Origin of the sequence: Marinomonas fungiae, assembly GCF_001418205.1 — a bacterium.
GTDB lineage: Bacteria > Pseudomonadota > Gammaproteobacteria > Pseudomonadales > Marinomonadaceae > Marinomonas > Marinomonas fungiae.
Genome location: NZ_LIQF01000004.1, coordinates 346,178 through 358,055, shown reverse-complemented (window position 1 = coordinate 358,055; position 11,878 = coordinate 346,178). Strand labels below are relative to the sequence as shown.

Here is an 11,878-nt window from a genome sequence, read left to right as displayed (position 1 = left end):
CAAATTAGCAAGCTAATTCCTGTTACCGCTCGACTTGCATGTGTTAAGCCTGCCGCCAGCGTTCAATCTGAGCCATGATCAAACTCTTCAGTTTAAAAAGTTTGCTCAAACTCATGAATCACGTCTGACTTTTACTATATTCTTCAACCCGAAGATCAAAGAACGTAAAGCGAATTGACATGGTCACTTGTTTAAGACTTCAAAGTTTTTGAGAAGTCTCCAGCAAGCGCCCACACAAATTATCTGATTATCTATTTTAAAGAGCGTCTGACGCGGTGTGCTTCGTTGTTGTGAAGCGTTGTCCGTGTCAGTGGGTGCGTATATTACCGTCGCGATTTTTTAATGCAAGCACTTTTTTAAAAAAAAGTTTTAATAAATTAAAAGTGCCTGCATTAGCCATTATTGCACTTCGACAATACGCAGTTCTTTGGGCATGGAGAAGGAAACATTTTCTTCGCGACCTTCAAGCTCACGAGGATCTTCTCCTCCTTCTGCTTTCAAGCGTTCGATCACTTCATTGACTAACACTTCAGGAGCGGACGCACCAGCGGTGATCCCCACAGCAGAAATGCCTTTTAACCACTCGGGTCTAATCTCACTGGCATTATCAATTAAGTAAGCTTCTGTGCCCATACGCCCAGCCAGCTCACGCAGTCGGTTTGAGTTTGAACTATTCACCGAACCAACAACTAAGACAAGGTCACATTCTTGCGCCAAAGTTTTTACCGCGTCTTGGCGGTTTTGCGTGGCATAACAAATATCGTCTTTCTTAGGCCCACGAATTTCAGGAAAATGCTGACGCAACGCATCAATAACAACCGCCGTATCATCCATTGATAATGTAGTCTGTGTCACAAATGCCAACCGCGATGGATCATTGACCTTGAGCGTCGCCACATCTTCAGGCGTCTCGACTAAATAAATCGCGCCGCCATTAGATAAATCGTACTGCCCCATAGTGCCTTCAACTTCTGGGTGACCATCATGACCAATCAGAATACATTCCATCCCATCACGAGAGTAACGTACCACTTCCATATGCACCTTAGTCACCAACGGACAAGTTGCATCAAACACTTTTAAGCCACGACGATCGGCCTCATTACGAACCGCTTGCGATACACCATGGGCACTGAAGATGACGATTTGATCGTCTGGCACTTCATCAAGCTCATTGACAAAGATGGCACCACGTTCTTTTAGGGACTCTACTACAAACTTGTTATGCACCACTTCGTGACGCACATAAATCGGTGCCTCAAAAATATCCAAACAACGCTTTACAATTTCAATGGCACGATCGACACCAGCACAAAAGCCACGCGGGTTAGCAAGTTGGATAGCAAAAGACATTATGCCTCCTCTACCGCAACAATTTTGACGCGGTATGTTAGTGTTTGACCAGCAAGCGGGTGATTAAAGTCCACTTCCACTTGGCTATCACCGATGGATTTAATGACCCCCGGCAATTCGTTTTTGGCTGAGTCAGCAAAAGACACTACCATGCCTTCTTCAATGTCCATCCCAAACTGGCTGCGCGCCATGGTTTGAACATTGCTCGGATTGCGAGCACCAAATGCCTTTTCTGGCGTCATGGTAAAACTTGCTTCATCACCAGCAGACATCCCAACTAGCACAGCTTCGAATTCTGGCAATAGACTGCCATCACCGTAAGTAAACTGTGCCGCATTTGCGCCAAAGTTAGAGTCAATGATCTGACCATCCTCAAGCGCTAACTCAAAGTGTAAGGTGATACGGCTTTGCTCATTAATTGTCATTCTGTTTACCCTTGGGGCCTTTTTGAACTAGCCCCTCTAATAGCATCAACACGACACCGATTGTGATGGCACTGTCAGCAATGTTAAACGCAGGAAAATACCAAGTGGATTGCCAGTGAACTTGTATAAAGTCAATCACGTGCCCATACGCCAAGCGATCATGAAGGTTACCAATAGCACCCGCCATAATAAGCGTTAACGCTAGAGCTTCGAGTTTATGGCTGTGGCCGATTTTTGATAAACGCCAACTGATACCCACAACCACTGCGATAGCAATTAAAGAAAAGAACCAACGCTGCCAACCACCCGCTTCTGCTAAAAAGCTAAAGGCCGCCCCGGTGTTATAGCGCAACGTTAAATCAAAGAAAGGCAGGAGAGGAATCTCCTGCCCATAGTGTAAATTCGCTTCTACGCCCTGCTTGGTAATCCAATCCAGAGCGTAAACAGCGATTGCCAGCGCCCACCAGCGCTGGACTCGTTTTAGCATCGCTGTCATAAGCATTAAGCGAAGTGACGTACTTCGCCCTCACCTTCTGGCAAGTTCGAGATACAACGATCACACAACTCAGGGTGTGCTTCGCGTTTACCCACTTCTTCGCGGTGGTGCCAACAGCGTGTACATTTCTCATACTCACTTACCGCAACCGCCACTTTTAGACCATCAAGTTCTGTCGCAACAGCATCCGCAGGAGCATCTGCTAATGCAGCCACTTTCGCTTCGGAAGAAATCAACACGAAACGTAGCTCATCACCTAGCTTCGCCAATGTTTCTCCTAGAGCCGTATCCGCATAAAGCGTGATTTCTGCACTTAGAGTCGCCTTGATCTTGCCGTCTTTACGAACGGCTTCTAGCACCTTGTTAGTCGCCATCTTCGCGTCTAGCACTTGCTTCCAGAAATCACGGCCTAACGCTTCATCACCGCTTAGCTCAAACAGACCTTCATACCAAGTATCTAGGAACACAGACTCACTACGCTCGCCTGGTAGTGACTCCCAAATTTCATCCGCAGTGAAACTCAAGATCGGCGAAATCCAACGCGTGAAGGCTTCCGCGATATGGTACAGCGCCGTTTGTGCAGAACGACGAGCAAGGCTGTCTTCTTGCGTCGTGTACTGACGGTCCTTAATCACGTCTAGGTAGAAACCACCTAGATCCAACGAACAGAAGTTCTGAATCTTCTGAACCACTGAGTGGAACTGGTATTCGTTGTAGGCTTCATCGATTTCTTTTTGGAGCTGTGCCGCACGGTCTACGATCCAACGATCTAGCGCGATCATGTTTTCAGGCGCCACTAAATCTGTTGCTGGATTGAAGCCACTTAGGTTCGCCAACATAAAACGCGCCGTGTTACGGATACGACGGTAACCGTCTGCTACACGTTTTAGGATCTCGTCAGACACTGTCATTTCGCCAGTGTAGTCCGTAGCGGCAACCCATAAACGGATAATATCCGCACCTAGCGTTTCCATCACTTTTTGTGGCGATACCACGTTACCCAGTGATTTCGACATTTTGCGGCCGTCACCGTCTACTGTGAAACCGTGTGTTAGTACGCCTTTGTATGGTGGCACACCACGGATCGCGATGGATGTTTTCAACGATGACTGGAACCAACCACGGTGCTGATCCGAACCCTCAAGGTAAAGATCTGCTGGGAAGCTTAGCTCGTCACGCTGGTCGATCACTGAGTAGTGCGTCACACCTGAATCGAACCAAACATCTAGCGTATCCGTTACCTTGCTGTACTTGTCTGCGTCATCGCCTAGTAGCTCAGCAGGATCTAGATCGAACCAAGCATCCATACCGACTTTTTCGATACGTTGTGCAACTTCTTCGATTAGACGAGGCGTTTCTGGGTGAAGCTCTTGTGTTTCTTTGTTGATGAACAACGCGATTGGCACACCCCACGTACGCTGACGAGATACACACCAGTCAGGGCTATTGTTCAACATACCTTCCATGCGGTTTTGGCCCCATGCAGGTGTCCACTTCACACCTTTTACCGCTTCTTTCGCTGCGTCTAACAAGCCTTTCTCGTCCATGCTGATAAACCATTGTGGTGTCGCACGGAAGATCAAAGGTGTTTTTGTACGCCAGCAGTGTGGGTAGCTGTGGAAAATCTTAGATTGGAATACCAAGGCGTTGTTACGGCCCAAAGCTTCCAATACTGCATCGTCTACCTTGTACACGTGCATACCCGCGAACTCACCCGCCGCTTCTGAGTAAACACCGTTGTCTTGTACTAGGTTGATGGTACCGATACCGTTCGCACGACCAACATTAAAGTCATCAACACCATGATCAGGCGCAGTATGGACGCAACCAGTACCTGCGTCGGCTGTGACGTGCTCGCCTAGCAGAACTGGGATATCACGTTCCATAAATGGGTGGTTAAGTACAAGGCCACCAAGATCTGCGCCCACAGCGCGACCAACGATACGGTAGTTTTCTTGACCGTAACGCGTCATGATGCCTTCGACCATGTCTTCTGCTAACACTAGGCGCTCTTTACCCGCACCCATGTCTACTTCGACTAGCGCATAGTTGAATTCTGGGTGAATCGATACCGCTTGGCTCGCTGGTAGTGTCCAAGGCGTAGTCGTCCAGATCACAACCGATACTTTGCCTTCGCCTTCTACATCAGAGAATTTGCCAAGAAATGCCGCTTCGTCCTGTGGCGCGTAACGCACATCTAGAGACAAAGAGGTTTTATCTTGGTATTCCACTTCCGCTTCCGCTAGTGCAGAACCACCGACAACACTCCAGTAAACTGGTTTGAAGCCTTTTACTAGATGGCCGTTCTCCGCGATTTTGCCCAAGGAGCGCACGATGTTGGCTTCGGTCACGAAGTTCATCGTTAGGTATGGATTTTCCCAATCGCCCATCACACCCAGACGGATAAAGTCTTTCTTCTGCTCTTCGACCTGTGAGTAAGCGTACTCACGGCACTTAGCGCGGAAATCTTTGAACGACACTTTATCGCCCGCTTTGCCGATCATCTGCTCAACTTTGTGCTCGATCGGCAGACCATGACAGTCCCAACCAGGAATGTACGGCGCATCGTATCCACTTACGGTTTTAGATTTAACAATAATGTCTTTGAGGATTTTGTTAACCGCGTGACCAATGTGAATACTGCCGTTGGCATATGGAGGGCCATCATGAAGAATAAAAGACTTACGGCCTTTGCTTACTGCTCGTACTTTGTTGTACAAGTCCATATCTTGCCAGCGTTTTAGCATCGCTGGCTCACGTTTTGCCAAGTCACCGCGCATAGGAAAAGCGGTTTCTGGCAAATTCAGCGTTGATTTATAATCACTCATGGTTATTCGATTTATCCTCAAAGATCATCGGTCACTGATTGGAAAAGAAACGTAGTGCTTCTTCTTTATCACATTGAATTTGCTTTTCTAGTTCTTCCAGGCCACTCATTTTGCGCTCTGGTCGAATAAAGTGGCGGAATGTCACATCTAAGTATTGAGTGTACAAATTGCCACTGAAATTAAAGAGGTGTACTTCAAGGATAGGCGTTTTGCCATCCACTGTCGGGCGAACCCCGATGTTTGCTACACCTGAGTATTCTTGACCATCCACTGGCACCGTCACGGCATACACACCAGACAAGGCAGGCGTGACACCTTTTAAAAATACGTTGGCGGTTGGGAAACCTAAGCGACGTGCTAGTTGCTGCCCCCCCACCACTCGACCACCCATGGTAATCGGATGGCCTAACATGGCTTCAGCAGACACCATATCACCTTGGTTCAGGCATTGTCTCACTAGAGAGCTACTGATGCGCGAACCTTCCCCATTTAAAATGGAAGAGGTATTTTCCACATCAAAACCATGCTGAGCACCAAACGACTCCAAATAGTCAAAGTTGCCCTGACGATCGCAACCAAAACGAAAGTCGTCACCGATCACTAAGTGTTTGACCCCTAGACTATCGTGCAGCACTTGCTGACAAAAGGCATTAGCATCTAAATTACGCAAGCGGCTGTTAAACGGCATACACAACACATAATCGATGCCATGATTTGCAAGCAGGGCAACTTTATCGCGTAAGCGAGACAAGCGTCCTGGCGCATCCTGTGGTGCAAAAAACTCACGCGGCTGCGGCTCAAAGATCATAATCCCAGACGGTGCTTGATAGTGCTCTGCTAACGACTTCACTCGGTTCAGGATTGCCTGATGACCAAGATGTACGCCGTCAAAATTACCAATTGTGAGCACGCCATTTCGTTGCGCCGCTTGGATATTGTGAATACCCCGAACCAGTTCCATATCACCTCGTACCGGCAAAAACCTATTAGCCGCTGAAAAAATAACCGCGATTATATAGCACTCCCCCACGCAAAGGTAGGGAGCAAGCCTATCACAACTCAATCTTGAGCACGTAAATGACGCATTCTTAGACCAGCCAACAGCAAACCTAAGCCATAAACTAACACCCCTACGCAAACCACCAGCGCCATATGCTGCACCCGCTGCCAACTAGAGATCTCTGTCCATGTGATGTTTAAACTGTGATAAAACCAGAGCCAAGCCAGCAAGAAGGCTGAACCAAGCAACAATACCCTTAACATCAACCACCACTGCTTAGAAAAACGATGACTGCCATCACGGTGCAAACCGATCCACAACAGCAAAGCATTCAAACCTGCTGATAAGCTAGTGGCCAGAGCCAAACCAACATGCCCAAGCGGCCAAACCAAGATCAAGTTAAACACCATATTCGCCGCCATAGCGATTAAACCAATCTTCACCGGTGTCTTCGTGTCTTGACGGGAATAATAACCAGGAGCCAAGACCTTAATTAACATCATAAATACCAACCCAATCGAATACGCTTGCAGACTCATCGCCGCCATATCGACGTCATGGGCTGTTAACTCTCCACGATAAAACACCGTCGCAATGATCGGCTTAGCTAAAATACAGAGCGCTATCGCGGATGGCACTGCAATCAACAGCAATAACCGCAACCCCCAATCCAAGGTGCTCGCAAAGCGCTCCGCTGACTGACTCGAAAAACTGCGAGATAGGGATGGTAATATCACGGTACTGATGGCGATAGCGAAAATCCCTAATGGCAATTCATATAGACGGTCTGACAAATACAGCCACGTAATACTGCCCGTTTCTAGCAAGGACGCCAGCACGGTATCCAGCAACAAGTTAATCTGCCCAACAGAAACCCCAAACAAGGCCGGCCCCATCAGCAGCAAAATACGTTTTACACCTGGATGAGAAAAGCCAATCTTAGGTTTTGGCAAAAGCTTCAAGCGTGCCAAGAATGGCACTTGAAACAACAACTGCACCACTCCTGCCGCAAACACCCCCCAAGCAATGCTCAATTCTGCTTGTGTGGCACTGGAGGCAAAGCCAAGCGTTGCCACCAACAGGGAAATATTCAAGAAGATTGGAGTAATAGCTGGCACACCGTACTCACCATGTGCATTGAGAATCCCCCCCGCTAACGCGGTCAATGAGATAAACAACAAATAGGGGAAAGTAATGGTCAATAAACTCGATGCCAGCGCCAACTGCCCTGTGTTATCAGCAAACCCAGGGGCAAACACATACACCACCCACGGCGACGCCGCCATAAATACCGCGGCAACGGCTAACAACACCAAGGTCAGAGAACCTGTCACCGCTGCGATCAGTTCACGCACCGCATCGTGTCCTTCATTGACACGATAGTCGCTTAGCACTGGCACAAAGGCTTGAGCGAATGCCCCTTCCGCAAACAAGCGTCGGAAGAAATTCGGAATTTTAAAGGCAACATAAAAGGCATCGGCCCCAGCGCTTGCCCCCAAAACATACGCCAGTGCCGCATCGCGCGCCAAACCAAGGATACGAGATGCGAATGTACAAATAGAAACCAGCAAACCAGAACGCAAAAGTGATCGAGATTTAATCGATTGGGAGTCTGACATAAGATCATGTTCTAACGATAAATTTGACCAAGAATACCATTTAGCTGGTGCTCAAACAGCCAAAAAATGTACTTTTCCAGAGTAATATTACGCGTTTGGGGTTGTAGCAAAGCCAAAAACTGGTAAAATCCGCCGCGAGATTTTCAAGTTAAACTTGACATTCACAGGCGATTCAACAACCCGTTGAGTCGTTATAATTATTGAAAGATTGAAGGAGCCAGACTGTGGCAAACTCCGCCGGTTCAAAAAAACGTGCGCGCCAGGCGATCAAGCGTCGCGCTCATAACGGTAGCCTGCGCTCTATGGTGCGCACATACTTGAAAAAAGTAGATGCAGCTATTGAAGCAGGAAACCAAGAAGAAGCTCAAGCAGCATACTCTGTTGCAGTGTCTAAACTAGACAAAGCAGCCGACAAAGGCCTATATCACAAAAACAAAGCAGCTCGTCATAAGAGCCGCTTGAACGCTAAAATCAAAGCGTTGGCCTAATCCCATAAAAAAACCGGCTCACGCCGGTTTTTTTATGCCTATTAACTGAGTATCTACACTCAGTTAAACAGTAGAAATAACCACACCATACCTGCCAGACTCAAACTCAGCATCACCGCCGCAGAGCCTAAATCCTTCGCACGACCAGACAGCTCATGCTTCTCATTACTGATGCGATCCACTACCGCCTCGATGCTAGAGTTAATAGTTTCCACCACTAATACCAACCCTACAGAAAAAATCATCAGCGCCTTCTCAAGCGCCGAATCACCTAACCATAGAGCCAAAGGCAGGGCCACTAAAAACAACCACACTTCCTGACGAAAAGCAGCTTCATAACGCCATTGAGCACGCAACCCTTGATAAGAATAGCGCGTCGCATCCAGCACACGCTCTAACCCAACTTTACCTGGCTTTGCCATGTGAAAACCGTTCCTCTAATTAACCACTAAATCATCGCGGTGAATCAGTTCAGGTTCGCCTTCATAGCCCAAGATCTCAGCACGCTCTATAGAGGGCTTACCAAGCAACTTAAGCGTTTCTGCGATACTGTAGTTAACTAGGCCACGCGCCACAATGCGACCGTTCTGATCCACACACATCACCATGTCACCACGAGAGAAGGACCCTTCTGCATCTTTTACACCAACAGGTAATAAGCTAGTGCCAGACTGACGCAGCGCACGCACCGCACCATCGTCTAGGATCAAAGTACCACGACTCTTCAGATGACCCGCCAACCATTGTTTGCGTGCTGACAGACGGTCATGCTCTGGCTGCAACCACGTACCAATGTTTTCACCAATAGCCACTCGCAGAATCACACTGCCCTCACGCCCCGATGCAATCACCGTATGCGCCCCAGAACGCGCCGCAAGACGCGCTGCACGCACTTTAGTCAACATACCACCTGTTCCCAATACCCCAGCACCACCGCTGGCCATTGCGTCTAAGCTTTCATCCCCTGCCGAAGCATGCGAGATTAATGTTGCATCTTTATGATCACGAGGGTTTTTATCATACAAACCTTTTTGGTCCGTTAAGATAATCAACGTATCCGCTTCCACAAGGTTGGCGACTAAGGCCCCCAACGTATCGTTGTCGCCAAAACGAATTTCATCGGTTACAACGGTGTCATTCTCATTAATAATGGGTACAACACCAAGGTTTAATAGCGTGCGCAATGAAGATCGAGCGTTTAAGTAACGGCGACGGTTCGACAAATCCTCATGGGTTAACAGGATTTGCGCGGTACACAGGCCATGTACTTCAAAGTGAGATTCGTAAACGCCGACAAGCTCCATCTGACCTACGGCCGCCGCTGCTTGAAGTTCGTTTACCTGTGTCGGTCGAGTAGAGAAGCCTAGGCGTTTCATACCAGCAGCAATGGAACCCGAAGACACCAAAACCACTTCTTTGCCCTGAGCGCGTAGCTGCGCAATCTGAGCCACCCATAGACCAATGTTTGCAACATCGAGGCCTTGGCCATCGTTGGTCAACAAAGCACTGCCTATCTTCACAACCACTCGCTGAGCGGATGCAATCTTCTCTCTCATTTCCATTTACTACTTATCTCACTAAAAGTTAACGAACGTATTCCACGTCCACATCGTAATCGTCTTCATCAAAGTCATCGTCATCATCTTGTGCCGACTTACGACGGTTAGCGCGCAATAGACGGATACGCTCACGACCTTCTTCATCGATTAGATCACGGATAGCTTTTTCTTCTGCTTGGGCGTTTTCGTCATTCGCCAAGGTTTCACGCATTTCATCCAATGCAGTCATCAGGTCTAGACACAGGATCTCTGTACCCTCTGCTGCAATCGCAGAAATACGGTAAGTTCGACCTTCCCAACCCAATGCATCAATCACCGCCTGACAACGCTCTTCACGTTCGTCTTCTGGTACCATATCCAGTTTGTTCAACACCAACCAACGATCACGTTTCTCCGCCAAAGTCGGCGAGAATTCGTGCAATTCGTTAACTGCAATCACCGCAGCTTGCGCAGGTGTAATCTCATCCCAAGGCGCCATGTCGACGATATGAAGCAAAATACGGTTACGCACTAAGTGCTTCAAGAAGCGAATACCAAGACCCGCACCTTCTGCCGCACCTTCAATAATCCCTGGAATGTCGGCAATTACGAAGCTTTGGTGTTTCTTCACTTTCACCACACCCAAGTTCGGCACCAGCGTCGTGAACGGATAATCCGCCACTTTTGGTTTTGCCGAGGACACCGAGCGAATAAAGGTCGATTTACCCGCGTTTGGCAAACCAAGCAAGCCGACATCCGCCAATACTTTCATTTCTAATTTCAGGTTACGCTCTTCACCTTCCGTACCTTTCGTCGTCTGACGTGGCGCACGGTTAGTACTGGATTTAAAGCGCGTATTCCCCAAACCTTTATGGCCACCTTGAGCCACTTTTAAGCGCTGCCCAGGTGCAACCAAGTCACCTAATGTTTCGCCAGTGTCTTCATCGATCACTGTCGTACCAACAGGCACTTTTACTTCTAGGTCGTCACCTTTAGACCCCGTCATATCACGACCCATACCACCTTGGCCGTTCTCTGCGATGTATTTCTTGGTAAAACGGAAGTCGATCAGTGTATTCAAGGAGTCATCCGCCACCAAATACACGCTACCACCGTCACCACCATCGCCGCCGTCTGGGCCACCTTTCGCGACAAACTTTTCTCGCCAGAAGCTCAAACAGCCGTTACCACCTTTACCTGCGCGAACGTAAATCGTGGCTTCATCAACAAATTTCACAAAATCACCTCTTAGGTGCGTTATCAGAACTCAGTGGCACTGATTATAGAATTTTTCCAAAAAAAAAGCCCCGCGTTGCGGAGCTCTTTTTTGTGATTCGCGAAGCGATTAGGCAGCAGCTACGACAGAAACTGTACGACGCTTGAACTTACCTTTAACTTCGAATTTCACTTGACCTTCAGCAACAGCGAATAGAGTGTGGTCTTTACCAACACGAACGCCTTCACCAGCGTGGAATTCAGTACCACGTTGACGAACTAGAATGTTACCTGGTACAACAACTTGGCCGCCAAAGCGTTTAACACCTAAGCGTTTCGACTGACTGTCGCGACCGTTTTTAGTACTACCACCAGCTTTTTTGTGAGCCATGATTTACTCCTAAAGTTTGAATCTGTAAACGCTTAATTAGTTAATACCAGTGATTTTCACTTCTGTGAACCACTGACGGTGACCTTGGCGTTTCATAGAGTGTTTACGACGACGGAATTTCAAGATTTTAACTTTGTCGCCACGGCCGTGTGCAACAACTTCAGCTGTTACTTTCACGCCTTCAACAACTGGCGCACCAACTTTAACGTCGTCGCCGTTGCTTACAAGAAGAACTTCTGCAAACTCAACCGCTGAACCAGCTTCAACAGCTAGTTTTTCAACTTTAAGAGTTTGACCTTCTTGTACACGGTATTGCTTACCGCCTGTTTTGATCACTGCAAACATTTATCTATCTCCAAATGAATTTGCCCGGCTACTGGATTGTATTTGACCTACTTCTAGTGGCTTGCAAATGTATGCCATTCAACAGCTTACACTTCACCATATGATAGGGAGCAAAAATGTGGGCAAATCGGACGCCGAATTGTACAAAAGAGAACCAGCAAACACAACCTAATTCACACT

The 11,878-nt window shown here is 47.8% G+C and carries 12 protein-coding genes and 1 rRNA gene; 1 reads left to right on the top strand and 12 read right to left on the bottom strand.

Features of this window, described 5'->3' with window-relative positions:
• The 7 genes from ASC49_RS08755 to murJ form a co-directional block, all read right to left on the bottom strand.
• A 16S ribosomal RNA gene (locus ASC49_RS08755) occupies positions 1-94 on the bottom strand; the annotation flags it as partial.
• Between the two features lie 305 nt (positions 95-399).
• Entirely contained in the window at positions 400-1,353 is a 954-nt protein-coding gene (gene ispH, locus ASC49_RS08750) for a 4-hydroxy-3-methylbut-2-enyl diphosphate reductase (RefSeq protein WP_055462851.1), read from the bottom strand.
• The gene (locus ASC49_RS08745; RefSeq protein WP_055462850.1) at positions 1,353-1,778 is read right to left on the bottom strand and encodes an FKBP-type peptidyl-prolyl cis-trans isomerase; all 426 of its coding nucleotides are present in this window, start codon (positions 1,776-1,778) and stop codon (positions 1,353-1,355) included. The genes ispH and ASC49_RS08745 overlap by 1 nt, the downstream gene beginning before the upstream one ends.
• Positions 1,768-2,274, bottom strand: a complete 507-nt coding sequence (gene lspA, locus ASC49_RS08740; protein WP_245624670.1) for a signal peptidase II — start codon at positions 2,272-2,274, stop codon at positions 1,768-1,770. The genes ASC49_RS08745 and lspA overlap by 11 nt, the downstream gene beginning before the upstream one ends.
• Positions 2,275-2,279: 5 nt before the next feature.
• On the bottom strand, positions 2,280-5,102 hold the full coding sequence (ileS, locus tag ASC49_RS08735; RefSeq protein ID WP_055462848.1) for an isoleucine--tRNA ligase: 2,823 nt from the start codon (positions 5,100-5,102) through the stop codon (positions 2,280-2,282).
• 31 nt (positions 5,103-5,133) lie between these two features.
• Complete coding sequence (gene ribF / locus ASC49_RS08730; RefSeq protein ID WP_055462847.1) at positions 5,134-6,063, bottom strand: bifunctional riboflavin kinase/FAD synthetase; 930 nt, start codon at positions 6,061-6,063, stop codon at positions 5,134-5,136.
• A gap of 98 nt (positions 6,064-6,161) precedes the next feature.
• Complete coding sequence (gene murJ, locus ASC49_RS08725) at positions 6,162-7,721, bottom strand: murein biosynthesis integral membrane protein MurJ (RefSeq protein ID WP_055462846.1); 1,560 nt, start codon at positions 7,719-7,721, stop codon at positions 6,162-6,164.
• A gap of 224 nt (positions 7,722-7,945) precedes the next feature.
• On the opposite strand from murJ, the gene rpsT reads away from it, so the two are divergent.
• The gene (gene rpsT, locus ASC49_RS08720) at positions 7,946-8,209 is read left to right on the top strand and encodes a 30S ribosomal protein S20 (protein ID WP_055462845.1); all 264 of its coding nucleotides are present in this window, start codon (positions 7,946-7,948) and stop codon (positions 8,207-8,209) included.
• 59 nt (positions 8,210-8,268) lie between these two features.
• Here rpsT and ASC49_RS08715 read toward each other — a convergent pair whose 3' ends face one another.
• The 5 genes from ASC49_RS08715 to rplU all read right to left on the bottom strand — a co-directional run bounded on the left by ASC49_RS08715 (position 8,269) and on the right by rplU (position 11,698).
• Complete coding sequence (locus ASC49_RS08715) at positions 8,269-8,631, bottom strand: diacylglycerol kinase (protein WP_055462844.1); 363 nt, start codon at positions 8,629-8,631, stop codon at positions 8,269-8,271.
• A gap of 15 nt (positions 8,632-8,646) precedes the next feature.
• On the bottom strand, positions 8,647-9,771 hold the full coding sequence (gene proB, locus ASC49_RS08710) for a glutamate 5-kinase (RefSeq protein WP_055462843.1): 1,125 nt from the start codon (positions 9,769-9,771) through the stop codon (positions 8,647-8,649).
• A 22-nt stretch (positions 9,772-9,793) separates the two neighbouring features.
• Entirely contained in the window at positions 9,794-10,984 is a 1,191-nt protein-coding gene (gene cgtA / locus ASC49_RS08705) for an Obg family GTPase CgtA (protein WP_055462842.1), read from the bottom strand.
• A gap of 108 nt (positions 10,985-11,092) precedes the next feature.
• Positions 11,093-11,353 (bottom strand): 50S ribosomal protein L27, encoded by a 261-nt coding sequence (gene rpmA / locus ASC49_RS08700; RefSeq protein ID WP_055462841.1) that lies wholly within the window; start codon positions 11,351-11,353, stop codon positions 11,093-11,095.
• A 36-nt stretch (positions 11,354-11,389) separates the two neighbouring features.
• A complete protein-coding gene (gene rplU / locus ASC49_RS08695; protein WP_055462840.1) occupies positions 11,390-11,698 on the bottom strand; it encodes a 50S ribosomal protein L21 in 309 nt (102 codons plus the stop codon).
• Positions 11,699-11,878 lie beyond the last annotated feature (180 nt).

Bases quoted from the DNA above. Each gene is read 5' to 3' on its own strand.
- ispH (WP_055462851.1), bottom strand. From the start codon at position 1,353: ATGTCTTTTGCTATCCAACTTGCTAACCCGCGTGGCTTTTGTGCTGGT.
- ASC49_RS08745 (WP_055462850.1), bottom strand. From the start codon at position 1,778: ATGACAATTAATGAGCAAAGCCGTATCACCTTACACTTTGAGTTAGCG.
- lspA (WP_245624670.1), bottom strand. From the start codon at position 2,274: ATGACAGCGATGCTAAAACGAGTCCAGCGCTGGTGGGCGCTGGCAATC.
- ileS (WP_055462848.1), bottom strand. From the start codon at position 5,102: ATGAGTGATTATAAATCAACGCTGAATTTGCCAGAAACCGCTTTTCCT.
- ribF (WP_055462847.1), bottom strand. From the start codon at position 6,063: ATGGAACTGGTTCGGGGTATTCACAATATCCAAGCGGCGCAACGAAAT.
- murJ (WP_055462846.1), bottom strand. From the start codon at position 7,721: ATGTCAGACTCCCAATCGATTAAATCTCGATCACTTTTGCGTTCTGGT.
- ASC49_RS08715 (WP_055462844.1), bottom strand. From the start codon at position 8,631: ATGGCAAAGCCAGGTAAAGTTGGGTTAGAGCGTGTGCTGGATGCGACG.
- proB (WP_055462843.1), bottom strand. From the start codon at position 9,771: ATGGAAATGAGAGAGAAGATTGCATCCGCTCAGCGAGTGGTTGTGAAG.
- rpmA (WP_055462841.1), bottom strand. From the start codon at position 11,353: ATGGCTCACAAAAAAGCTGGTGGTAGTACTAAAAACGGTCGCGACAGT.
- rplU (WP_055462840.1), bottom strand. From the start codon at position 11,698: ATGTTTGCAGTGATCAAAACAGGCGGTAAGCAATACCGTGTACAAGAA.